The 23682-nt window shown below is 45.6% G+C and carries 18 protein-coding genes; 11 read left to right on the forward strand and 7 right to left on the reverse strand.

The annotated features are described in order from the left end of the window. The first annotated feature begins 95 nt into the window (after positions 1-95). A complete protein-coding gene (gene yicI, locus ACL9RM_RS06595) occupies positions 96-2420 on the forward strand; it encodes an alpha-xylosidase (RefSeq protein WP_250261757.1) in 2325 nt (774 codons plus the stop codon). Positions 2421-2545: 125 nt separating this feature from the next. Here yicI and ACL9RM_RS06600 read toward each other — a convergent pair whose 3' ends face one another. Further along, the gene (locus ACL9RM_RS06600; RefSeq protein WP_250268052.1) at positions 2546-3517 is read right to left on the reverse strand and encodes a serine hydrolase domain-containing protein; all 972 of its coding nucleotides are present in this window, start codon (positions 3515-3517) and stop codon (positions 2546-2548) included. A gap of 271 nt (positions 3518-3788) precedes the next feature. Between ACL9RM_RS06600 and ACL9RM_RS06605 the strand changes: the two genes are divergently transcribed. Both ACL9RM_RS06605 and ACL9RM_RS06610 read left to right on the forward strand, forming a co-directional pair. Beyond that, positions 3789-5507, forward strand: a complete 1719-nt coding sequence (locus ACL9RM_RS06605) for a methyl-accepting chemotaxis protein (RefSeq protein ID WP_069291672.1) — start codon at positions 3789-3791, stop codon at positions 5505-5507. 90 nt (positions 5508-5597) lie between these two features. Beyond that, positions 5598-6908, forward strand: coding sequence for an MFS transporter (locus ACL9RM_RS06610; protein ID WP_250268053.1), 1311 nt, complete (start codon positions 5598-5600; stop codon positions 6906-6908). A 91-nt stretch (positions 6909-6999) separates the two neighbouring features. Here the strand turns inward: ACL9RM_RS06610 and ACL9RM_RS06615 are convergent, their stop codons facing one another. From ACL9RM_RS06615 to fsa, 3 genes are all read right to left on the reverse strand, one after another. Next, positions 7000-8199: an MFS transporter gene (locus ACL9RM_RS06615; protein WP_061831311.1), complete on the reverse strand. Its 1200-nt coding sequence runs from the start codon at positions 8197-8199 to the stop codon at positions 7000-7002. A gap of 1 nt (position 8200) precedes the next feature. Then, positions 8201-8656: a MarR family winged helix-turn-helix transcriptional regulator gene (locus ACL9RM_RS06620; RefSeq protein ID WP_250268054.1), complete on the reverse strand. Its 456-nt coding sequence runs from the start codon at positions 8654-8656 to the stop codon at positions 8201-8203. A gap of 201 nt (positions 8657-8857) precedes the next feature. Then, positions 8858-9505 carry a fructose-6-phosphate aldolase gene (gene fsa, locus ACL9RM_RS06625; RefSeq protein WP_250268055.1) on the reverse strand — a complete coding sequence of 216 codons (648 nt, stop codon included), beginning with the start codon at positions 9503-9505 and terminating at the stop codon, positions 8858-8860. Between the two features lie 218 nt (positions 9506-9723). On the opposite strand from fsa, the gene ACL9RM_RS06630 reads away from it, so the two are divergent. After that, positions 9724-10401: a CBS domain-containing protein gene (locus tag ACL9RM_RS06630; protein ID WP_250268056.1), complete on the forward strand. Its 678-nt coding sequence runs from the start codon at positions 9724-9726 to the stop codon at positions 10399-10401. A 23-nt stretch (positions 10402-10424) separates the two neighbouring features. Further along, complete coding sequence (locus tag ACL9RM_RS06635) at positions 10425-11045, forward strand: TraX family protein (protein WP_250268057.1); 621 nt, start codon at positions 10425-10427, stop codon at positions 11043-11045. 91 nt (positions 11046-11136) lie between these two features. Here ACL9RM_RS06635 and ACL9RM_RS06640 read toward each other — a convergent pair whose 3' ends face one another. From ACL9RM_RS06640 to ACL9RM_RS06650, 3 genes are all read right to left on the reverse strand, one after another. Next, positions 11137-12135: a polysaccharide deacetylase family protein gene (locus tag ACL9RM_RS06640; protein WP_250268058.1), complete on the reverse strand. Its 999-nt coding sequence runs from the start codon at positions 12133-12135 to the stop codon at positions 11137-11139. 119 nt (positions 12136-12254) lie between these two features. Then, positions 12255-15950, reverse strand: a complete 3696-nt coding sequence (locus tag ACL9RM_RS06645; RefSeq protein ID WP_250268059.1) for a non-ribosomal peptide synthetase — start codon at positions 15948-15950, stop codon at positions 12255-12257. A 139-nt stretch (positions 15951-16089) separates the two neighbouring features. Further along, complete coding sequence (locus ACL9RM_RS06650) at positions 16090-17859, reverse strand: methyl-accepting chemotaxis protein (protein WP_061831317.1); 1770 nt, start codon at positions 17857-17859, stop codon at positions 16090-16092. A 467-nt stretch (positions 17860-18326) separates the two neighbouring features. On the opposite strand from ACL9RM_RS06650, the gene ACL9RM_RS06655 reads away from it, so the two are divergent. The 6 genes from ACL9RM_RS06655 to ACL9RM_RS06680 all read left to right on the forward strand — a co-directional run bounded on the left by ACL9RM_RS06655 (position 18327) and on the right by ACL9RM_RS06680 (position 23658). Beyond that, positions 18327-18797 carry a GNAT family N-acetyltransferase gene (locus tag ACL9RM_RS06655; protein ID WP_250261749.1) on the forward strand — a complete coding sequence of 157 codons (471 nt, stop codon included), beginning with the start codon at positions 18327-18329 and terminating at the stop codon, positions 18795-18797. A gap of 60 nt (positions 18798-18857) precedes the next feature. Continuing rightward, positions 18858-19526 (forward strand): ribose-5-phosphate isomerase RpiA, encoded by a 669-nt coding sequence (rpiA, locus tag ACL9RM_RS06660; protein ID WP_061831319.1) that lies wholly within the window; start codon positions 18858-18860, stop codon positions 19524-19526. Further along, positions 19526-19975 carry a VanZ family protein gene (locus ACL9RM_RS06665; RefSeq protein ID WP_061831320.1) on the forward strand — a complete coding sequence of 150 codons (450 nt, stop codon included), beginning with the start codon at positions 19526-19528 and terminating at the stop codon, positions 19973-19975. Before rpiA ends, ACL9RM_RS06665 begins: the two co-directional genes overlap by 1 nt. Before the next feature lie 200 nt (positions 19976-20175). After that, complete coding sequence (locus ACL9RM_RS06670; protein WP_013309820.1) at positions 20176-20637, forward strand: MarR family winged helix-turn-helix transcriptional regulator; 462 nt, start codon at positions 20176-20178, stop codon at positions 20635-20637. A 192-nt stretch (positions 20638-20829) separates the two neighbouring features. Then, positions 20830-21894 (forward strand): cobalamin B12-binding domain-containing protein, encoded by a 1065-nt coding sequence (locus ACL9RM_RS06675; RefSeq protein WP_250268060.1) that lies wholly within the window; start codon positions 20830-20832, stop codon positions 21892-21894. Positions 21895-21942: 48 nt separating this feature from the next. Next, positions 21943-23658 carry an ATP-binding protein gene (locus ACL9RM_RS06680; protein WP_250268061.1) on the forward strand — a complete coding sequence of 572 codons (1716 nt, stop codon included), beginning with the start codon at positions 21943-21945 and terminating at the stop codon, positions 23656-23658. Positions 23659-23682 lie beyond the last annotated feature (24 nt).

Genomic DNA, 23682 nt, shown 5'->3' on the forward strand with positions numbered 1-23682 from the left:
TACATAAATCAATATTATTATAGTAAGGATTTCGAAAAAATCCAACAAGCGATTTGGGATCAAGAAAATAGAGATTGAAGCGGAGGAAGTAACAGATGAAATTTACTGATGGCTATTGGATGGTTCGCAAGGGCTATGAAATACAAAATCCTGCTGATATCCGTGATATTGTGACGGACGATGCTTCCATGACGGTATATGCAGCGACCCACCGGATCGAGCACAAAGGAGATACACTGAACGGAGCGTTGCTGAAAGCGACCTACAGCTCGCCTATGCCGAATGTCATTCAGGTGCGTCTGAACCACCATAAGGGACGGGTGCATCAGGGGCCGAATTTTGAGATTCACACCTTGCCAACAGAGGTAGATATAACAGTGGATGAGGACGCAGCGGTACTGAAAAGCGGCGATCTGAGTGTGCGAGTCGGTCGTGGGAAGAGCTGGGATGTAGGCTTTTATGTCGAGGATCGTAAAGTCACAGGCAGCGGACATCGGGGACCAGGCTATATTACAGACCCGCAGGATCAGCCTTTTTTCCGAGAACAGCTGGAGCTGGGCATCGGTGAGTACGTATATGGACTCGGAGAGCGTTTCACCCCGTTCGTAAAAAATGGCCAAGTGGTCGATATCTGGAATGAAGATGGCGGGACTAGCAGTGAGCAGGCCTATAAAAACATTCCATTTTATCTATCGAATAAAGGGTATGGTGTGTTCGTCAACCATCCGGAAAAGGTATCCTATGAGATTGCATCGGAAAATGTATCAAAGGTTCAGTTTAGCGTCTCCGGCGAATCGTTAGAGTATTTTATTATTGGTGGAGCTAACCCTAAAGAGGTACTGGACAATTACACCAAGCTGACGGGTAAGCCTGCATTACCACCAGCCTGGACCTTTGGTTTGTGGCTGACCACTTCGTTCACAACAGATTATGATGAAGCGACCGTGAACCATTTTGTGGACGGGATGGCTGAGCGGGATCTACCACTCTCGGTATTCCATTTTGACTGCTTCTGGATGAAGGAATACCAATGGTGTGATTTCCAGTGGGATCAAGATATGTTCCCAGATCCAGAAGGCATGCTGCGGAGATTGAAGGCTAAGGGCCTCAAAATCTGCGCATGGATCAACCCGTATATTGCAGAAAAGTCCATTTTGTTCGATGAAGGCATGGAGAATGGCTACCTGGTCAAAACAGCTGATGGCAGCGTTTGGCAATGGGACCTGTGGCAGGCAGGAATGGGGCTGGTTGACTTCACAAATCCGGCTGCTGTCGCATGGTATCAGGATAAGCTGAAGGTGCTGATCGATCAGGGCGTGGACTGTTTCAAAACCGACTTTGGTGAGCGTATTCCAACACATGTAGTTTATCATGATGGCTCTGACCCAATGAAAATGCATAATTATTATACGCATTTGTATAACAAGGCAGTGTTTGAAGTGCTGGAGGAAAAGCTGGGTAAAAATGAAGCAGCGTTATTTGCACGTTCTGCTACGGCTGGGGGGCAACAGTTCCCGGTTCACTGGGGCGGAGACTGCTCGTCGACGTATGAGTCGATGGCAGAATCATTGCGGGGCGGATTATCACTTGGCTTGAGTGGGTTTGGCTTTTGGAGCCATGATATTAGCGGCTTTGAACTAACGGCTGCGCCGGACTTATACAAACGGTGGGTGCAGTTTGGACTTTTATCCTCCCATAGCCGACTACACGGAAACGTGTCGTACCGTGTTCCTTGGCTGTTTGACGAAGAGTCAGTCGACGTGGTACGCAGCTTTACCAAACTCAAATGCTCGCTGATGCCACACCTGTATGCTTCTGCTGTGGAATCCTCGGTGAAGGGACTGCCGATGATGCGGGCTATGGTGTTGGAATTCCCGCAGGACCCAACCTGTGCAACGCTCGATCGACAATACATGCTAGGAGATTCCATTTTGGTAGCTCCGATCTTTAATAAAGAAGGCAGTGTACAGTATTATGTACCAGAGGGTCAGTGGACGAATTTACTTACGAATGAGAGAGTGTCAGGTGGTCGTTGGGTTAACGAGCATCATGATTTTGCAACTTTGCCTGTGCTCGTGAAGCCGAACACACTGTTGGCAATCGGTCATGAGGACAGTCGTCCGGATTATGATTATGCTGATCAAGTGGCGCTTCATTTGTTTGAGCTTGGAGAGGGGCAACAAGCTCGAACGGTAATCGTGAATACGTCAGGTGAAGAAGAGCTAACGGTTACTGCCAGCCGCAAGGATTCTGTTATTACGGTGAAGGCTGAAGGTGCTGTTAAACCATGGTCGATAGTCCTGCGCGGTATCCATGAGGCTGTTCAAGTGGAGGAAGGCAGCAGCCAGTCGGGAGAACAGGGTGTAATCATTACACCAGCTTCCAGCGGACAGCAAGAGCTTACGATTCACTTGGGCTAGGTAAGGCTCTAGATAGTGGATGAAGTATGTCATAATGTAGCGATTATATGCAAAAAAAGGGCTTGCCTGATCCAACAGGCAAGCCCTTTTTGATGCAGATTTTTGTTAGAGACCAGTTGCAACTTTTAGCTTCTGTATCTATTCCTACCATTCTGCTGGAGTAGCAGCGGTACAATATACTGCCGGAAAATATCCACAGGAGCCCGTTTCTTTTTGAATTTATCAGCGGTAACGACAACAACCATGTCATACGACGGGACGACAACAATGTATTGCCCACCGAAGCCGAGAGCGTAAAAATATTCTCTTTCATTTCCTGTCTCTGTTTCATCTGAAAAGGAAGAAGTCCACCAGTGCCAGCCGTAAAATGCTTTTTGTGGTTTGGCAGCAGGAAGAAACGGACGGGTTGAATATCGGACTGTCTCTGTTTGGATGATCTGCCGTCCTTCCCAGCCTCCTTCGTTCAGATAAAGCCGCCCGAATTTGAGCATGTCCATCGGCCTGAGATGCAGTCCGAATCCACCCGTATGCGTGCCCTGAGGATCGGTCTCCCAATGGTAGCTTTCGATACCGAGCGGTTGGAATAATTGCTGCTCGGCAAATTCAGCAACTGTTTGTCCAGAAACATTACGTAGTATGGTGGCCAAAAGTTGAGAACAGCCAGAACTGTATTCCATTCGCGTCCCTGGCACATCCGATAATGGCTGTGAAAGCACAAATTGCACCCAGTCTGACGTTTTGCTCATGGTAGGAAAAGAATTTTGCCCGCCAAATTCCGTCCAGTTAAAGCCTGCAGACATCGTCAGCAGATGTTCAATCGTAATATCACGCTTTCGAGAATCACTATCTGTGGCCAACTGGGGAAAGAATTCGAGGATTGGCGTCTCCGGTTTCGGTCCCCGTTGCTGGTCCATAGCGATACTAACTAATGCAGAAATCACGCTTTTGGTACAGGAATTTATTTTATAGAGTTCGTTAGCAATTTGAGGTTCACGATAATAATTCATGATCATGTTACCCTGCTGCTCAATAAGGCAGCTGCGGGTTTCCAACTCGTTAAGCACGTGAATAAGTGGATTGAGTTCCAGACTTTTCATGCAGATCCTCCTTGAGGCTTATGACATACCAATACATAGTATATCATTTTAATAGACTGGAATTCGAAGGGTACAAACTGAAAACAGTTCATTTACCTAATTTTGAATTTATTTGTTTTTTGATATTAAAAAAGATATATATGTTCACTGAATAGACACAAATATATTTAAAAATCTATACACTTTTTCTGTTTCATTCAAAAAAACAGTCAAATAAAACGATATATAGTAAGTTGGACATTTTATTCAGAAATAACTGGGGGACCGATTCATGAATTTAACCATTAAGGCCAAAATGATTCTTAGCGCGATACTGATCCCGAGTGTGATTGCAGCCATGCTGCTGACCAATTACATTTTAAGCGTACATAGTGAGAATGAGTACAAGGATATTATGAATCGTGAAGAGGCTATTGCGTATAACTCGAAGTCTCTTCAATTTTTGTTAAACGGCATATCTAATGATGAGCGGGCATATTTGCTAACTCGTGACGAACAGTACGGGCGAGAGATCGGAAACAAGCAGAGTGAAGTTGCAAAGTTGCTACAGGAGACAGAAGCTCTGCTTAGTGCAGGTAATGAGGATTCTAAGAAAAAGATGACTGATCTCAAGACGGGAATTAATACCTATATGAATCAAGTTCATCGTTTACTGACTACAGCGGGGTATCAGAGTACAAGAGATGATGCTTTCCCGCCATTTTCTGATTTGCTCGATGATTTTGAAAACGAACGGGTGTTGCGCAAGCAACTGGATACCAAGGTAGTAGCCTTTGTCAAAGCTCAAGAAGATATGGTGACGGTGAAAGTACAGCAAGCGCACCAAACGATGACGAATACATCCTTGATTACGAGTGTTGTAGGACTTCTAGTTATCATTTACAGTATTTTTCAATCCATCGTGCTGATTCGTTCCATTCGTCCATTACACCATATGAATGAGCAGCTGTTGGAAATGTCTGAAGGTGGGGGAGATTTGCGTAGCCGACTTGATATTACGTCCAAAGACGAAATCGGTATGATTGCAAGCTCCTACAACAAGCTTATTGAGGGATTCCGCAGTATTATAGTGGATGCGCAGGATACGGCGCGTACATTAACCGTGACCGCAGAGCGGGTTAGCGTAAGTACGGAGGAAATGAATCAGGCCAATCGTCATACTTCCGGTGTAATGGAAGAGCTAGCGGCTGGTATGGAGCATCAGGTCGATGATATTACACAAACTACAGATACCGTGAAAGAGCTAGCCCACGAACTGGAGCATATTGCAGCTACGAGCCAGCAGGTGTACGAGTTATCTGATACAGCCGCTAAAGATGCAGAAGCAGGAGAACAATCTATAGGTCAGGCTATGCGTCAGATGGAAAAGGTAAGCGAAAGTGTAGACAGCTCTGCACGTGCTGTGCGTTCACTTAGTGAACAGGCCGAACAGATTGGCATGATTGGAGCTGTCATTACCGGAATAGCCAAACAGACAGGAATGCTAGCGCTCAACGCGTCGATTGAAGCGGCAAGAGCCGGAGAGCAGGGGAAAGGATTTGCTGTTGTAGCCTCGGAGGTAAGAAGATTGGCCGAGCAGGTATCCGTTTCAGCAGCAGAAATTACACAATTTGTGCAAAATATTCAGGAGCATGTTGGAAATGTCGCTTCCAGTATGCAGACAGGCACGGTTGAAGTGCAGTCTGGCGTAAAGGTCATGCAATCCGCAGAAACCGCATTTCGTCAGATTGGGAGTTCCATTCAACAGGTCAGCGAACAGATTCACAGTGTAAATCGGTCCGTAGAACAAATGTCCGGTGGATCCGAGCGAATGGTGGAAGCAGTAGAACGTATTCGTGAAGTAGCAGAGCAGTCGGCAGGGGGAACCCAGAGTGTCAGTGCGGCGGCTGAAGAGCAACTGGCTTCCATGGAGGAAATTGCGTCTTCCATTCATACACTGGCGGATATGTCGCAACTTCTGAATGCAAGGGTCGGTGGATTTAAAGTGTAGCCGCATAAATTCCCACCAATGTAAACACAATAACATCTGTTGAACGAATCAGAACAGCTGTGTTATTACTTTTGCAAAGGTGGTAACGGGATGCAACAAAATAAAGGGAATCTGCTTGCGTTAGGTTCCATCCCGCTGATGATGACGCTGGGTAATTCCATGCTGATTCCAGTTTTACCGGAAATCGGACGTAAGCTACATGTAAGCTCTTTTCGGATTAGTATGTTGATTACAGTATATGCGGTGGTGGCCATTTTACTGATACCGATTGCGGGCTATCTTTCCGACCGATTTGGCCGTAAGGCGGTGATTGTTCCCTGTCTGATTCTGACTGTGATTGGAGGGGGGATTTCTGCGGTGGGGGCATGGCTGCTTCACGATTTGGCAGCTTACTGGACCATTATTGCAGGCCGTCTACTCCAGGGTGCGGGAGCGGCAGGGGCTTTTCCTATAGTCATTCCGCTTGTGGGCGATCTGTACGAAAATGAGGATGAGGCCAGCAAAAACCTAGGGGTAGTTGAGACCTACAACACATTTGGTAAAGTGCTAAGTCCGATACTCGGTGCTGCGTTGGGAGCTGTTCTATGGTTTTTGCCATTGGCGGTGATTCCGGGCCTCTGTCTGATTTCGCTCATTTTAGTGCTTTGGCTGATTCATGTGCCCAAGCGTAAGAACCAACCGATTATGTTTCGAGAATTTGTGGGAAATGTGAAGCAAGTGCTTGCCGAAAAAGGACGCTGGCTCTATGCTATTTTTGCAATGGGCGGTATTTGTATGTTTGTCATTTTTGGCGTCCTGTTTTACTTATCTGACATACTGGAAAGTCGTTACAACCTCCATGGAGTGTGGAAAGGTTTTGTGTTAGCCATTCCGCTGATTTCCCTCTGTCTGTGCTCTTATGTAGGAGGCAAGATCATCGGCAAGCACAAAAAGCGCATGAAGTGGATCGGTTTCAGTGGTTTGGCCGTATTGACGATCAGCTTTGCCATTCTCGGATTTTTCCAAAATATTTATGCGGTGATCGGATTGTTTACGTTAGGGGGCGGCGGGATTGGGCTGGCACTGCCTTGTTTGGATTCCCTCATTACGAAGGGAATTGAAAAAGAGGAGCGCGGAACCATTACTTCGTTGTATAGCAGCATGCGCTTTGTCGGGGTATCGTTAGGCCCTCCGATTGTTTCATTGCTGCTGGGTCGCAGTGGACATGGTCTGCTTTTTGGCGTGATGGCCGCAGTGGGAGGCATTGCAGCTATGCTGATGCTATTTGCGGTCAGACCCAAGCAGGATGAACCCACAGATGACAAATCCACTGACCCTATGAATGTGGATAAGGGGCTAACAGATGTGTCCCGAGAAAAGCCTCTTTCTCCCAAGCTAAGACGTAAAGCCCCTGTGAAATAAGAAATAACACCCGTTGTCCATGAAATTATGGCAACGGGTGTTTTTGAAAACTGAGCAAGTATAAACTAATATTCATTTGTAAATCATAGTCTTACCCTTCTAGAGGGACATGCGTCTTAGGCTTACGGCTTGCTACGATTTGTATGACATAGATCAGCAAGAACAGTACAATAAACAGCGAGGAGAGACGGTACATCCACGCATAATCACTTGCTTTGGCGATAATACCAAGTATAAGCGCTCCGGCTGCAACCCCAAAATCGAGGGAATTGAGAAACATTCCGTTTGCCATACCCCTCTGTTTAGGAGACACGACCTGAATCATCCAGGTTTGCAGGGTCGGCTGCATAACACCAAACCCGATACCGTAGCAAAGAGCAGACATATACATGAAGACATCACTGTGCGCATAGGAAAGCAGGATCAGACCGCCAATTAAAAACAGGGAGCCGGGGATGAGCAGTGCTTTTGCCCCCTTTTTGTCATAAATACGGCCTGAGAAGGGACGCACGATCAGCACGGATACCGCATTAAACAGGAAAAAGTAGGCAGGATGCGCCAGATTTGCTTCATCCCCGTAAAGCGCCATAAAGCCGAGTAACCCACCATATGTGATAGACATCAGCATGTTCAACAAGGCGGGAATCCACAATTTACGGTTAAATGCCGGTTTTCGCCCTTCTTCCAAAGGAACCATAGGTGGTTCGATGTGCCCCTTAGGTAGTGTACGAATCAGCCAGTAAGCCAACGGGAATATCACAACAATTACAGCTGCTGTCGTATAGGCAAGCAGGTTGAAACTCCCGTATTGCAGCATCGAAATGCCGATGGTTGGCCCAATTGACATTGCTAAACTGGTGGAAAGACCAAAAAAACCCATTCCTTCACCGAGACGTTTGGGCGGGATGACGTCAGAGGCCATCGTTGGAAAGGCCGTACTACTCATACCGAAGCCGATTCCAAACAACATCCGCATGAGCAGGAGCACTGTAATCGTCGGTGAAACGCTGTATCCCAGTGTTCCTGCTAATGCAAACAGCAGTCCGATGAAGATCAGGGTGCTGCGATGTCCTTTTTCCAGCATACGGGCTGAAAAGAGTCGTGCTGCAATCGCACTTAAAGCGAATAAGGTTGTAACGAGACTGACCTGAACGGAACTGGCGTGGAATGCATTTTTCACATAGGAAGGGATAGAAGAAACGATCATTTGTAATTCCAGAAATAAAAATAGATTGGAAACCGTAAGAACGATAAATTCCTTGGTCCAAAGAGGTTGCTTGCCTTGTTGCATATTAATCGTTCTCTCCTTGTTTTTCTGATTCAGTCATGTTGGCGTGAATTTGTAAAAGAGTCCGGCGGAATTGCTTCAGATCGGCCGAGGAAATTCCTTTTACAAAATCGTGATTGGCATCACGTTCGACAGGAAGAGTCTCCTCCACAAGCTGTCGGCCTGCTTCAGTCAAATGAAGCAGATAGGCCCGACGATCCTGTGGGCTACTGACACGCCGTACCCAGCCCTTCTTGTCCAACAAATCAATAATTCGAGTCGTGGTAGGCTGGTCCTTCACGGCCTTAGCTGCAATTTCTTTCTGATTTAAACCCTCAGCCTGATAGATTTGGTACAGAACCGACCATTGCTCTGGGGAAATATCATAAGGTTTGAGGCGCTGCAAGAGCTGCTGACTCATTTTGCGGTGAGTAATCCCGAGCAACATCCCAATGGAACAATCGGGAGGCAAGTTATTCATAGATACTCCTTTCTGTTTCCCGTACATAAATTACTTTGAAATTAATTAGTTGTTATAACAATTATATGAACAACAAGTTATTTTGTCAAAAAAAGTTGTTCAGTGTTTTGGGTTCTGCCATCACTAAAGCCAAAATAAAAAACAGCCCGTAAAATACGGGCTGTTTGGGTTGATATAGTATCGTTTGCCATGACTGGCGAATTAAGCTTTTGGTACAGTTTCCCAGTCCTTCAGGAAGCGTTCGATACCGCTGTCTGTCAGCGGGTGTTTCCACAGAGAAGGGAGCAAGGAACCTGGAATGGTGGCAATATGTGCACCAGACAGAGCAGCATCTTCTACATGCTTAATATTACGGATGGATGCGGCGATGATTTCGGATTTCAGACCATGAATGTCCAAAATTTGTCTCAGCTCACGAATCAGCTTCATACCATCAACAGCAATATCATCCAGACGTCCTACGAATGGACTGATAAAAGTAGCGCCAGCTTTGGCTGCCATCAAACCTTGAGCCGCGGAGAAAATCAGTGTTACATTCGTTTTGATTCCGTTCTTGGTCAGCTCGTTACAAGCGTACAAGCCGTCTTCGGTCATCGGAAGCTTGATAACCACGTTCGGTGCCCACTTGGCGATATCATAAGCTTCTTTGAGCATTTCTTCAGCCTTCAGACCAATAACCTCAGCACTTACGGGACCTTCAACGATACTGCAAATCTCCTGAATGACTTCCTTGAACACTCGACCTTCTTTAGCGATCAGTGAAGGGTTCGTTGTTACACCATCAACCAGACCCAAACGTTCAATACGTTTGATTTCTTCAATGTTACCAGTATCCAAGAAAAATTTCATTTGATTTCCTCCTCAGGTTTATATAATACATAATACATATCACATGCGATGTACAATAGTTCATTTAAATGTAGCATATTGCACACGTTAAACTTATAATTAGTATGTATTACATTCTTAATTGTGACACATTTTAAATTCGAAAACAAGCTGTGTATGATTAAAATTTGATGAATTGTCGGAAGAAGCTGAAATTTACCGATCTATGCTCGTCTATAATGTATACTACCCCACTCCATAAGGAGGTAATCACTATTCAACTGTCTGAAAGACAGCGGGAAATTGTTGAAATTGTCCGGCGTCTGGCACCTATTACGGGGGATAAAATTGCTGAAACACTGGGACTGACGCGTCCGACTCTCCGTTCTGACCTTGCTCTGCTCGTTATGCTCGGGCTGGTGGATGCCAAGCCGAAGGTTGGCTACCTGCCAGGACGTTACCCCAAATATGATAGTCATATCGGCAACATGCTCAAAAAGCTGACTGTGGCAGATATACTTAGCGATCCGATATTGATTTCCGGTGACACGACCGCCTATGATGCAGTGCTGATGTTGTTTCAGCAAAATACAGGCACGCTGATGGTCACAGGGGAGGAGCAGGAGTTCATTGGGATTGTTACCCGCAAGGATTTGCTGAAGGTCATGCTGGGGCATACCGATCTTCACACCGTCCCGGTGACCATGGCAATGACGCGCCGGGCCCAAATGATGACGCTTGCTCCAGAAGACACTTTACTGGAAGCGATATCGAGACTGATTCGGCATCAGGTCAATTGTCTTCCCGTTTTGGACGAGCAATATAGCTCCTCAACTCCAATTCGGGGGTTGGTAGGACGGGTTACGAAAACGGATATCATGAACGCCATTCTGAGCTTGACAGAAGAAAAAACGTAAAACATTGAATAAGGGGGCCTTGTATGTACTGGTTGGCCATGCTGACGATGCTGATTGACCATGTCGGACTTGTGTTTTTTCCGACGGATCCGGCTTGGAGAATTGCCGGCAGGCTTGCTTTTCCAATCTACGCGTACGCGCTGTATTTGGGATATACTCATACCCGAGACATACGGAGCTACATGCTCCGTCTACTCGGACTGGCTCTGATTTCTCAGGTGCCCTATATGCTGGCATTTGATGTGCTTAGACCGAACGTAATCTGGACGCTATTGGCCTCGTTGCTCACGCTGGCTGCTGCATCCCGCTTGAAGCATTGGACAGCTGTAACGGGTCTGTACGTCCTTTCAGCTCTGGTTATGGAGCTCAGCCAGATGGATTACGGAGCCTATGGACTGCTGTTGGTTCTCATTTATCGATACACCCGTTCATATATGATGATTGCATCCCATTTTGTTTTGAACGTAGTGTATGATATGGTGCATCACGCGAATCTCCAACACTTTAGTCTGCTGTCCAGCATTCTGATCGTATGTTTTGCAACTGGAGAAAGCGGATTTTATAATAGGGTACCGCGCTGGTTGTGGCGTAGCTTTTACCCGGTACATCTGGCTGTTATCGCTGCAATTCGTATCTGGCCCTAATCTACATCTCATACAGCAAAAGAACCTTTAAAACCACGACATAAATGGTTTTAAAGGTTCTTTCGTTTTCCTTTATTAAGCTAGCCAATGTTTAGGATACCTTGTTGGGACCTTGGGCAAAAGGAAGTGGGCGAAGGGGAGCGCCTTCCTTCATGTATTGCACCAATACTTCTGGAATATTGTGTATTCCACCTGCATTGACGCGATAGCCGTTCGTTTGCCCTGGCGAGTTAATCCCCCGTTTCACCGTGAACGTAACGTCAATTCCCAAGGAACGGCAAATTTCCAGCGTCTCCTTGGTATACCCACCATAAGGGAAGGCAAGTACATTCTGATCATTGTGTATATGCTTGAACAGCTTCTTGTCAGCCATGCCCAAGTCGGTATAAACCCGCTGTTTGAACTCATTCTCGGTTTCCATTCGCCCCAGCTTTTTCGAATACACCGGACCCATCAGAAGTGGCTTTTGTTGGGTGCGCGCTGTGTTGGAGTATCCGTAAGCATGCTGGTCATTGGTATGGTTGTAAAAATCAATACCCTCGGCATGCATCTGATGAATTTGATCCCATGTCAGCTTAGGAATTCCAATATGTTTGGGATTGCTGATCGTGGACGTGATGAGAAAATTGGTTGCCGGTACCTGGTACTTTTTCAACACAGGAAAAGTGTCCGTATAAAAGGACTCATAGCCGTCGTCGAATGTCATAAGTACTGCATTATCAGGAACCTTGGCTTTATGTAAAATAAAGTCCGTATACTCTTTCATCGTGATCCAGTGGAAGCCGTTAGCTTTCATTTCGTCCAACTGCCTCGTTAAATTACTAAGCTTGAGAGCGCCGGGATCAGGTGGAGTCTTGGTCACCTCATGATACATCAGGACAATTACTTTGTTTTGGTAATATACTTTATCTGGTGTAGGCGTCAGTGAGAATAAATGACGTACCAGTCGATCTGCATGAGCTGTACGTGTACGATGAGTCCCTTTAACTGTAGGTGTGTGGTATATGCTACGTGCTTCATACACCAAAATCCCTAAAATAGCGAACAAACTTATGATTAGCAACGTTCTTTTAAAAAAAGTGTGTTTCATTGAATGACATCCCCCGCATGCAAAAAAATTCTGAAAGTATAGAGGTTTATACTAAATATGAAACTAGCAAAATCTAGTCTATCATACCGAAAACATGCGGGGGAAATATCACAACTTTGTTACCTCTGTGTTGCTTTTACAGATACCGTTGAAGAGGTCGGGAAGTAACCAATCTCGACGGCATGCTGGATCATATTCCGAATAAAGTTCAGGTCGGTTGCCGGGCATTGAACGCCAGCTTGTTCCAGCAGAGCTGCGGTTACAGAGCATCCGTAACGGTAAGCTGAATCCTTGGCTCCGTCACCTTCCAGTTGTCCCATAGCAAGGTGAAGGGCATCCTCCTGAATGCCGGAAGACGGATTCAGCAGCCAAGCGCTGTAATCGTCAAAAGGCAGGGTTTCTACTGCGTAACCGAGTTGGTTTACCATAGCGATCAGTTCATCATATGGCAGTGGGTTCGGATTGCAGATATGGAAAATGCGGTTTGCGCTTTTTTGATGAACGGACAGCTCTACGATAGCACGGCTGGCGTAATCAATCGGTGTGAAGTCCGTATGCCAATCGGCTTGTGGCGCTTTGCCCAGCACCAGCATCGCTTTCATCATACGATAATAAGCATTGCTGTCGATATTTCGCTGGAAGCGTCCGTTGGCCGAATGGGCTGTCAAATTGCCTGCGCGATAGATCGAGACAGGCGTACCCGTTTGAGCTGCTTGGAACAACAGTTTCTCCGCCGCGAGTTTACTGTTCGTGTACAGGTTGTCCACGTTCAGTTCTTCTGGGAAGGAAGAAAGCTCCAATGCCGACTCCCATTTTCCTTCGTTAGCAAGATCCTCCGGTATTCCCATAGTAGAGACATGATGGAAGGATACTCCTGGCTTGGCTTGAGCGATTTTCAGCAGTTCCAGTGTTCCGGTTACATTCGTGCGATCGAAGGCTGCCGAATCACCAAAATGGCGAACGTCAGCGGCGCTGTGAATGATGCCGTCGATTTGGTGCTCCAGCATATGGCGGTCGACGGAAGAGAGACCCAGATCAGCTTGCTCCAGATCCCCATAGACAGCTTTTACCCGTCCTTCAATCAAGCTGGAGATATCTTGTCCAAAATATCCCGTCAATACGGACTGAATACGCTCGATACCGGATGGACCGTCCTGAGAAGGGCGTACCATCGCGTATACTTTGGCTTCTGTCCGTTGAAGTAGGTCATACAGAATGTGCGAGCCCAGATAGCCTGTAGCACCGGTTAACAAAATCACGTGCAAGTCGCGGACTTCAGCTAAGTCAGAAGCACCAGACAACTCAATAGGATGCTCATTCAAGTCCATTTTTTCTTGAGAAATCGCGAGTGGCTTGCGTTGCGGCGTTTGTTCCGTACCTAATTGTTCCACGTATTCAGCAAGCTCGCGAACGGTTTTGTAGCGGAAAAAATCTCCGATGCGCAGCGCGCCATAACGCGGCTTTAGAATAGCCAGCACATGAATGACACGAAGCGAATCGCCCCCGATCAGGAAGAAATCATCGGTAGCGCCAATGTTATTTTTACCAAGCACTTGAGTCCATGCTTCGGCAATGAGTGTTTCGGTTCCTTCTCGGAGAGGTTCCCCGCCAAATGAAAGATCAGACGCTTCGGGAAGTGGTCGCAGGGCCAGCTTTTTGCGATCGATCTTGCCAGTTGGTGAAATTGGCATGGCTTCCAGATGAACGACATGGCTTGGTACAAAATAAGAAGGCAGCTTGCCCCCAATATAAGACTGAATAACGTCTTGTGGAATGGATTGTCCATCCGAAGTGGTAAAATAGCCAACTAACATGTTCTGATCTGTGTGATCTTTGACGGCTACTACAGCGACGTCCTGAACACCTGGATGTTTGGAAAAATGGTCTTCAATTTCTCCAATTTCAATCCGATTCCCCCGAATTTTGAGCTGTGAATCCTTGCGACTTACGTATTCAATCGTACCGTCTGGCAGCAGCTTGGCGATATCACCCGAACGGTACATTTTTTCACCCGGAACAAAAGGGTTGTCCACAAACGATTGAGCTGTACGTTCTGGCTGATGGAGATAGCCATGGGCCAACGCAGGCGTAGCAATGCATACTTCACCCGGAATATTGACAGGGCAAAGCTTGTTATCATCGTTAACGATATACACTTTGTAATTGTAAATCGGCTTGCCGATCGGAATATTGACGACATGCTCAGGCACGGCACCACGGACTCGATGGGTCGTCGTCGCTACGGTGCATTCGGTCGGTCCGTATACGTTTACGATGTCGGTATCTGTACCGAATTTGCTTTGGAACGCTCGAACTTGTGAGCCGTACAGCGCTTCGCCTGCCACGGTAACGATCCGTACCTTAGCGAGTTTGCGATAGCCTTCGTCTGACAAGTACGTAGATAGCTGATTAAAGAATACAGTCGGCAAAATGGTAATAATCGTCGTGCCTGTACGTGCAATGGCTTCAGCGAATTCTTCAACAGATACACGTTCTTCGGCAGACAGCAAGTACAATTTTGCACCGTAAAACAAGGCTCCAATTGTATCCCAAACGGATGCATCGAAGCTGTAGGTTGCAAATTGGGTCAATACATCCTGAGGTGTAATGTCGCAATCGCGTTGCACGACAGCTCCTAGGTTAACGACACCGCGGTGAGCGATCAGGGCACCTTTCGGTTTGCCTGTAGAGCCGGATGTATAGATGACATAAGCTAGATCATCCGGACTTACATTAACGTTTGGATTGCTTGCAGCATAGCCTGCCAGTGGTCCGTTAATTGCTAAAATTTCTTTTACCGTCTCAATGGAACCGCACAGTTCAGTCGCTTGTTTCATGAGTGCGGAAGTTGTTAAGACAAAAGGAGAACGCGTGTCTTCGACAATGTAGCTGCTCCGGTCGGCGGGGTGGGCGGGATCAACAGGCACATACACGCCCCCGGCTTTCAGGATACCCAGAAGGGAAATAACGGTCTCCAAGCTTCGTTCCATGAAGATAGTCACGAATTCACCTTTGGTAAGACCTTTAGATAACAAGACACGTGCGACTTGGTTAGCACGTTCGTTCAACTCACGGTACGTGTACTCTCCAGTGTGGGAAGCAATAGCCGGACGATCAGGGTATTGTGAAGCAGCCTCCTCAAACATTCCATGAATAGTTTGATGCTCAGGATATTTCACGACTGTATTATTTAAAGCTTCGTGAGCAGCTCGATCTGCATCTGATAATATATCAATGGAGTTCACAAGTGCATGGCTGTTGGTTAGCGCGCCGCGCAAAAGAGTTTCAAAGTATTCTGCGTATCGGACAACCGTTGTTTCCAGCAAGAGTGATTGATCATATCGGATCTGTATTTGATAAGTGCCATTGTGTTCACTAACAGCCCAGTCCATAATACGGGATTCTGCTCCGCTGTCCGTAGGCAGATTTGCCGAAAATGAAGTATCGGCTTGTGGTTCCGCTAGGTATGCATTAGGCTCACGGAGCATCTCCTGAAATAAGTCTGCTAGTTCATGAAAAGTCGTTTCCTTTTCGACTGTCAGCGAAGCTGTAAGCAGACCGGTTTGTGGCACAAATGTAGAAAAAGAAACTTCTTCTTCTGCGGATAGGCGATATACCCATGCAGTATATGCTGATAAAAGCAACGTTTGTTTGTCTTCCGCAGTTTTTTGCTGATTTAATTGTTCCGAGATGGACGCTTCTAACTCTACTTGATAAGTAGAGGATGTATGCTTGCGTTGTATACGTGCACAATCCAAGGGAACTAGGAATGGGGATGGGGTTGTCTGTGTGCTGTTTTGTAGTAATGAAGCCATTACGCTAACCTCCTGAATGTATGATGTCTTAATATAAATGGTAAACTCAGTAAATGCCTCCGATCCCTTCAAATGCATGAACAGGAGGGAGGCATTACCGAATGATTTACTTATAAATGTTGGATCTGATAAATGGTTATTATGATTTGGTACGGTTGGTGTCTGCAATTTTGAAATAAGATGTAATTTCTTGAAGCTCTTCAGACATGGACGTCAATTTATGGGATGAATCAATAATCGAATCCAAAGAAGCTTTTTGCTCCTCCACCGTTTGCACAATGTGAACACTGTTATTGGCTGTTTTGGTTACAGTGGAAGAAAGATCGTCTGCTGTCGCGGTCATTTCCTGTGTACCCGCAGATATTTGCTCAGTAGCGCTGGAAACTTCTTGGATTTGCCATGCTACATTTTTAGTTGCTTGAAGAATATCATTGAACAGCACGCCTGCTTGTCCGGCAACGACGATTCCGTTTTGAACTTCAACGTTTCCTTGCTCCATCGACTTCACAGCTTGTCCGATTTCACTTTGAATTTCTTCAATCAGGGACGTGATTTGTTTGGTTGCATCCGCAGATTGTTCTGCCAGCTTACGTACTTCACTGGCAACAACGGCAAAGCCTTTACCTTCTTCACCAACGCGCGCAGCTTCAATAGAAGCGTTCAAAGCGAGCAGGTTGGTTTGACTGGAGATGCCTGAAATGGTACTGATGATATTGCCAATTTCCTGCGAACGACTGTCCAGCAACTTGATGATACGGGAAGTATTGGTGACTGTATCGGTAATCAAGTGCATTTGGGATGATACCTTGCTTACAATCTCATTGCCTTCGTTAGAACGTTTCTCTACCGAATTGGCTTCTTCCGCAACATTGGAAGAACTCGTGGCAATATTTTGAATTACCGAAGCCATTTCAGCCATGGCACGTGCACTATCGCCTGTTGCTTTTTCCTGCGAACGGATATTCTCCGTGATTTCACTGATGTTTTGATTGATGATGTTGGAGTTGATTCCGTTTTGTTCGCAGATTGCGAGTAGTTCCTTGGCAGATTCATTAACTTCATCAGTTGTCTGCTTCACTTTGGTCATAATGCTGTTAATATGACTTACCATATCGTTGAAATTCTGATTTACGAGCCCCAAATCATCATGACCTGCATGAATTTGGACATCCAGATTTCCTCTGCTTACTTCGCTGATACCGTACATCAGTTGCTTAATCGGGGACAGCGTGCGTTTCACAACCCAATATTGAAGCGCCAGGCAGATCAGTAGGAAAATCACTAAAATGGTAGCGCCGCTAATGAGCAGCTTGGTTAAGCCGGCAGGTACGGCACCAGCATCTGCATCGACTGCAAAATATGCAAAGATTTTGCCACTTGAATCTTTAATCGGAGTCATCAAAGTCGTCCATGTACCAAAAGAATCATCGTAGAAGCTAGTGAATGTTGGTTTGCCACTGTCCAGCATACCGGTTACGCCGACTGCCACGACATTGGGTTGCTCGTACATAGAGCCAACGAGCAGCTTATCTTTTTCAAATGCTTCTCTGAGATCCGTTGGCATCGCCACAATAGATGTTAGATTGCCGTTTTCGAGCTCCGTCCCGAATATATAGGCATGAGAGATATTCGGATTGGTCGCCATGATGTTATCTAGGTACGTGCGGAGTTTGGTTTGAACGGGTCCATCATAGTTTTTCTCTTGAACCGCTTGGGTTACTTCATCGGAATTAATGCCCTGAGCCCACTTCAATGTGATTTTTTCCACTTGTCCATGCAATTGGTCTATCAAAATCGTACGTTGGATCAAATAGCTGGACACAATAAGGACTAGCCCAATCAATACGATGTTGAAGAAGGATAATAATAAGTTTTTGGTGAAGAATGATAAGCTACTCCACTTTTTCAAAATGTTCCACTCCCTGGTTGTATTTTTGTATATGGTGTTGAACCGCTTATCGAATGAGATAATCAAGTCCCCCTTACAAACATAATAATCGAGATAATAGACCCTTGAATTTTATGTAATAGGTCTTAAGTCCTTTTAAAGACAAGTATGATATCCCTATATATATGTCGTACGAAAAGCTCTTGAAATGAATACCTTACACAATAAAAAATTAATTTTTAATAGGTAAACGCTATCTGTGTTTCAGTATATTCCAATTTATACTTCTACTTGAAATTCGAATTTATTACAGTCCATAAGCAACTATTCAACAGAAACCATCATACTTTATAATAGAGTCAAATGCACTTATCAATTTGGGACATTTTTCATATTTAACGTTGGAAATGCTTGATTTATCGCGGTTTTTGTGAATTGTTTGCGAAATGAGTCCTTATATCCATGCAAAGAGAAGAGGGATAAGAAGAATGTCCAAGCTTACGATTTTAAAGGTTGAGAGTCATCACGAGGATCTGCATGAGTTGATTCAAAGGCTGGATGAGGACTTGCTGGAAAGGTATCCTGCCAACGAAATTTACTTGGTTGATTTTTCCAATCCGAAAGTTAAAGAAATGGTTTTCGCTGTTGTGTATGTGGACGAAAAACCGGTGGCTTGTGGAGGGCTTAGGCCTATAGATGCGGAAGAAATGGAGCTCAAAAGATTTTATGTCGATTCCTCTTATCGCAGACAAGGAATTGCGGTGAGCCTATTATCTTTTTTGGAAGAGGAAGCCAGCAAACGGGGAGTTGTAAGGATTAAACTGGAGACCGGAGCGGCTCAACCTGAAGCGATTGCTCTCTATACCAAGCGGGGATATGAACCTATTGAACGGTTTGGGGAGTATGAACACGATGAAAACAGCCTTTGTTATGGTAAAAAGCTGTCTCTGTTATTATAAAGCGTTCTCTTATAAAATGGATGATGATCAATACTAGCCTATATAGCGGGAGAGATGATAATGAATTTGAAGCAAAAAGCGGCCGAAAAAGCAGTTGAGGCGATTCAGGACGGCATGAAAGTAGGACTTGGTACAGGCTCGACAGCCTTTTGGGCTATTCAAAAAATTGGTGAGCGTGTAGCGCAAGGATTACATATACAGGCTGTAGCTACATCCCAAGCTTCGGAGGATCAGGCCAGGGAGCTGGGAATTCCCATCATTCCGTTTGATCAGATTGGAAGGCTTGACGTTACCATCGACGGTGCAGACGAGGTGAACGAGCAGCTGGTGCTGGTAAAAGGTGGAGGCGGAGCCCTGCTGAGAGAGAAAATTGTGGAAAGCAATAGCGACCGATTAATTATTATTGTCGATGAGTCCAAGGATGTGAAGGTACTGGGTACATTTCCTTTACCCGTTGAGGTCGTACCCTTTGCCAGTGAATGGACGTTGGAGGCTTTGCGGCAGACAGGCTGTAAGGCGGAGTGGCGTATGAAAGACGGCGAGCGCTTCCTTACGGATAACGGTAATTATATTGCTGATTGTCGCTATGGTACGATTGAGAATCCGCAGGAGTTGGAAATCCGCTTGAATCAAATTCCGGGTGTAGTCGATAACGGACTGTTCATTAATATGGCGGACCAGGTTATTATCGCACGGGCCAATGGACAGATCGACGTCCGTAACAAGTAATGTTTAGGACCCGCCTGCTTCATCATGTGGCGTTGATGTTATTGATTTTATATACAGGACTTCTATTATATTGGATGTTTCTCGGTTTTGGTCGTACATTACGGCCGGGCCCCCCGTATTCGTATAATATTGTTCCGTTTGATACGATCAGGCAATACTGGCGGGCAATGGAGTCGTTTCCTTTTCGGGTATGGGGTGTTAATTTGCTCGGCAATATTGGCGTATTCATTCCCTTCGGTATTCTTGTGCCTATCATTTGGGTGTCCATGCGAAGTATAGGCAGTCTGTTGTTAACGATAGTGATCGCACTGGTCATTCTTGAGGTGTCCCAAATGCTGCTGGGCGCAGGTACAATGGATGTAGATGACATCATATTGAACGTTCTGGGAGTATTATGCGGCCGTGTTGCCTACGTATTTTTACGTAAGAAGTTAGGGATTACAACATAATCGTCCTGCTCTCTGGATCAGTGCATTAAGACTGACTGAGAGCGGGCTTTTTTTACATAATGAACTGTAACCTTCACATAATAGACGGTAAGTCCTCCATTTATAGGCCGTAGGAGCAGGGGAAGTGAACGCTTAAACTTGACAAAAGTGCACAATTAAGATATCTTGGAATAAAGATATGAGTAACGGAGGCTGTTAATATGTCTGTAAAACCAGATGATCAGGACTTAGCGCTTAATTTGTTCGTTGTTCTGGCTCGTGCTTATAATTCGGTCACGTCCCGTACGAATCGGGACATTCATAGTCATGGTTTAAATACAACAGAATTTGGTGTGCTTGATCTGCTGTATTATCGGGGACCACAGCCTTTGCAGAAGATTGGAGAAAAGGTACTAATCTCTAGTGGGAATATTACGTATGTGGTAGATAAACTTCAGAAAAAAAACTTGCTTACCCGTCGTGCATCACAAGATGATCGGCGTGTGATTTATGCAGAATTGACTGATGATGGACGCCATTTCTTTGAGCAAATATTCCCGCAGCATCATCGTGTCATTATGGAGACCGTAGATGGCTTATCTGTGGAAGAGAAAGAGCAGGCTATTCATCTGTTAAAAAAGCTTGGACTCACGGCTGAGGGGCAGAAGAGTAACGGATCATAAATTGTGCGTATGCAGGTTAAAACTGCTTTTAGATAAAATACCGACTTCTCGGTATTTTATTTTTTTGTCGTATTTTGGGGAGTAGGGTTAATGTAGAGACGCAAATCAGGTATAATTGTCTAATAGTCACGTCTGGAACAAATCCCCAGTATCTGTTTCGAATACAATACCTTGTCGGGGAAGGAGCTGTACATGAGTATACAGCAATATACCGCAGGTGAATCGCTATTGATGCAAGCAGGAGCTTTGGCTGAATTAGTTACCCATAAGCAATACGAATTACAGCCCGATCTTTTGCAGCGTTTTGGGGATAACGGTAAAATAAAGACAAAACAGGATTCTATATATAGTTTGAACTATTTAGCTGAAAGTGTAATCATGAACAGCCCTATTTTATTTACACAGTATGTTTCTTGGTTAAAAAAGCTTCTGGAGGGTTTCGGCATAACCCAAGAAGATTTGAGCATCAATTTCAGATTAATCCAGGAGATGTTGGTAGAGCATTTCGATCATACAGATAAAGCTATGGTGCTGGAGCATCTGGATTTGGGGATACAGCAAATAGGGAAGAAAGAGGAGTATGCCTCTTTTATTACAAATGATAATCCCTATGCTGCTGACGTGGCTCAATATTTGGAATATTTACTCTCAGGTAATCGCAGACAGGCTTTGGATTGGATCGTCCGTTTGCTGGATGAGGGTATCTCTATTCAACATACGTATAAATATATTTTTCAAATTTCGCAATATGAAATAGGTCGTCTATGGCATGAAGGCAAAATCACCGTCGGTCAAGAGCATTTTTGCACTGCTGTGACTCAATTTATTATTTCCAGCCTGTACCCCCAATGGATGGGGAATGGAAATAAGGAGCGCTACCTCGTGGCGGCGTGTGTAGGCAGCGAGCAGCATGAAATTGGTCTGCGTATGCTGGCTGATATATTTGAAATGGATGGTTGGGATACGTATTATTTAGGCGCCAATGTACCTAACCGGAGTCTACTTCAGGCCATTGTGAGTTACAAGGCGGATGTGGTGGCTATCTCAGCTACCATGGCTTACCATGTCCATCTAGTGAAAGAGTTGATTGCTCTCATTCGGCAAGACCCAACGACTAGCCATGTGAAAATTATGGTCGGAGGCTTGCCTTTTAATCTCGATTCCCACTTGTGGCAGGAAGTAGGGGCGGACGGATACGCACCAGGTGCGGAGGAAGCGCTGGAGGTTGTAGGGGACTTACTTTCGCTCAGGAAATAAGGTTAGTTATGTGAACCTGTAGTCATTTTGTAAAGGGGGCCTTTTAATATGAAGGAACCGACAGCAGAAATGGCTGTCCTGCGGAAAACGGTCGAACAATTAACGGATGAGATTGTGAAAAGCAAGGCTGAGGAAGAAAAGTTGCTGAATGAATTTTCATCAATGAACAACGAGCTGGTCAATCTGCAGCGTCAGCTTGCCAAAAACAATGCGGAATTAACACGGACGAAGGAAGAAGCGGTACGGGCTAATGACCTAAAGAGCACTTTTCTGGCTGTGGTTAGTCATGAATTCAGAACGCCAATGAACGGAATACTTGGAATGATTGAAATGTTAGGTTCATCCAAACTTTCCCCAGATCAACGGCAGGCCATCGGTGTCATACGTGAGTCAGCCTCTCTGTTGTTGAACATGATTAATAATCTGCTCGATATATCTAAAGTGGAAGCAGGACAGATGGAACTGGAGATCGGAAACGTCAGAGTGCAGGCGATTATGAGCCACGTTGCTCAGTTGTTGGAGCCACAAATCTATCAGATGGGTAACCGTTTGAGTATAGAGACCGATTCCGGTGTGGCAGAGCATCTGGAAGGAGATTCGGCAAGGATCATGCAGATCTTGCTCAATCTGTTGAACAATGCGAATAAATTTACCAGTGAAGGATTGCTCATCATTCGAACAAAATTGGTGGAGGAAACAAAAGATTCCCAACGTGTTCGGTTTGAGGTGCAGGATTCGGGTATTGGTATTTCACCGGAGGATCAGAATAAGCTGTTTCAGCCTTATGTACAAGCCGGTGAAGGCAGCGCCTCCCAATATGGAGGAACGGGTCTAGGGCTATGGATATGCAGTTCATTTGTGGAACTCATGCAGGGAGAAATTGGGGTCGTCAGTAAAGAAGGCCAAGGCTCCACGTTCTGGTTTGAAATTCCCCTCATGAAAGGATCGGAGCAGGCAGACGAAATGGAGAAGCATGAAAATGGTGATTTGAAGGCATTTAGCGAGTTGCTGCGTGAGCATAGTCATTCTCAAACTATTTTGGTGGCTGAGGATAATCGGGTGAATCGGCAGGTGGTGCAATTACAGCTTAACCACTTGGGATTCCAGCATATTGATTTTGCTGAGGATGGACAAGCTGCTGTAAGAGCGGCCTCCGAACGATCCTACGCTTGTATTCTAATGGATCATCATATGCCTCTGCTGAATGGTCATGATGCGGCGAAAGCGATCCGCCAGCGGGAAGCAGAAAACCAGCAACCACCTGTACCGATCATTTCTTTGACCGGAAATGTGTCCGAGGAGGATCAGGCACGGGGCCAGGAGGTTGGAGTGAACGATTACTTGATGAAGCCAGTAACGATTGAAAAGCTCTCTGAAAAGCTTGTAAAATGGCTTCCAAAGCCGGAAACCGAGCCGATTTTGGATGAGGAAGTTATACGTGAAATTATGCTGCTGGACGAGGATGGCAGCACGGGACTACTGGAGTCATTGGTCGAAATGTATACAAGTGATACACCTGCCAAAATCAATAAGTTAAATGAACTGGCTGCTGCGGGCGAAGCCACAAAAGTAGTAGAGGCTGCTCATGAGTTGAAATCAGGCAGCGTGAGTCTGGGTGTTGGACGTTTGTCCTCGTTGCTGTCCGATATTGAACAGCTTGCAAGGGAGAACCGACTCGAGAATGCGAAAGCGAAGTTGTCTGCGCTCCAATCTGTCTATCAAGCAACGTGTTTAGAACTGGAACGCTATATTCACCAGTGCTAGACAGGTTTCCCCCTTGTTAGACTT

The organism is Paenibacillus sp. S29 (genome assembly GCF_049319765.1).
Taxonomy (GTDB): domain Bacteria; phylum Bacillota; class Bacilli; order Paenibacillales; family Paenibacillaceae; genus Paenibacillus; species Paenibacillus polymyxa_B.

Coding starts and splice junctions, on each gene's coding strand:
- yicI (WP_250261757.1), top strand. CDS start 96: ATGAAATTTACTGATGGCTATTGGATGGTTCGCAAGGGCTATGAAATA.
- ACL9RM_RS06600 (WP_250268052.1), bottom strand. CDS start 3,517: ATGAAAAGTCTGGAACTCAATCCACTTATTCACGTGCTTAACGAGTTG.
- ACL9RM_RS06605 (WP_069291672.1), top strand. CDS start 3,789: ATGAATTTAACCATTAAGGCCAAAATGATTCTTAGCGCGATACTGATC.
- ACL9RM_RS06610 (WP_250268053.1), top strand. CDS start 5,598: ATGCAACAAAATAAAGGGAATCTGCTTGCGTTAGGTTCCATCCCGCTG.
- ACL9RM_RS06615 (WP_061831311.1), bottom strand. CDS start 8,199: ATGCAACAAGGCAAGCAACCTCTTTGGACCAAGGAATTTATCGTTCTT.
- ACL9RM_RS06620 (WP_250268054.1), bottom strand. CDS start 8,656: ATGAATAACTTGCCTCCCGATTGTTCCATTGGGATGTTGCTCGGGATT.
- fsa (WP_250268055.1), bottom strand. CDS start 9,505: ATGAAATTTTTCTTGGATACTGGTAACATTGAAGAAATCAAACGTATT.
- ACL9RM_RS06630 (WP_250268056.1), top strand. CDS start 9,724: ATGTATACTACCCCACTCCATAAGGAGGTAATCACTATTCAACTGTCT.
- ACL9RM_RS06635 (WP_250268057.1), top strand. CDS start 10,425: ATGTACTGGTTGGCCATGCTGACGATGCTGATTGACCATGTCGGACTT.
- ACL9RM_RS06640 (WP_250268058.1), bottom strand. CDS start 12,135: ATGAAACACACTTTTTTTAAAAGAACGTTGCTAATCATAAGTTTGTTC.
- ACL9RM_RS06645 (WP_250268059.1), bottom strand. CDS start 15,950: ATGGCTTCATTACTACAAAACAGCACACAGACAACCCCATCCCCATTC.
- ACL9RM_RS06655 (WP_250261749.1), top strand. CDS start 18,327: ATGTCCAAGCTTACGATTTTAAAGGTTGAGAGTCATCACGAGGATCTG.
- rpiA (WP_061831319.1), top strand. CDS start 18,858: ATGAATTTGAAGCAAAAAGCGGCCGAAAAAGCAGTTGAGGCGATTCAG.
- ACL9RM_RS06665 (WP_061831320.1), top strand. CDS start 19,526: ATGTTTAGGACCCGCCTGCTTCATCATGTGGCGTTGATGTTATTGATT.
- ACL9RM_RS06670 (WP_013309820.1), top strand. CDS start 20,176: ATGTCTGTAAAACCAGATGATCAGGACTTAGCGCTTAATTTGTTCGTT.
- ACL9RM_RS06675 (WP_250268060.1), top strand. CDS start 20,830: ATGAGTATACAGCAATATACCGCAGGTGAATCGCTATTGATGCAAGCA.
- ACL9RM_RS06680 (WP_250268061.1), top strand. CDS start 21,943: ATGAAGGAACCGACAGCAGAAATGGCTGTCCTGCGGAAAACGGTCGAA.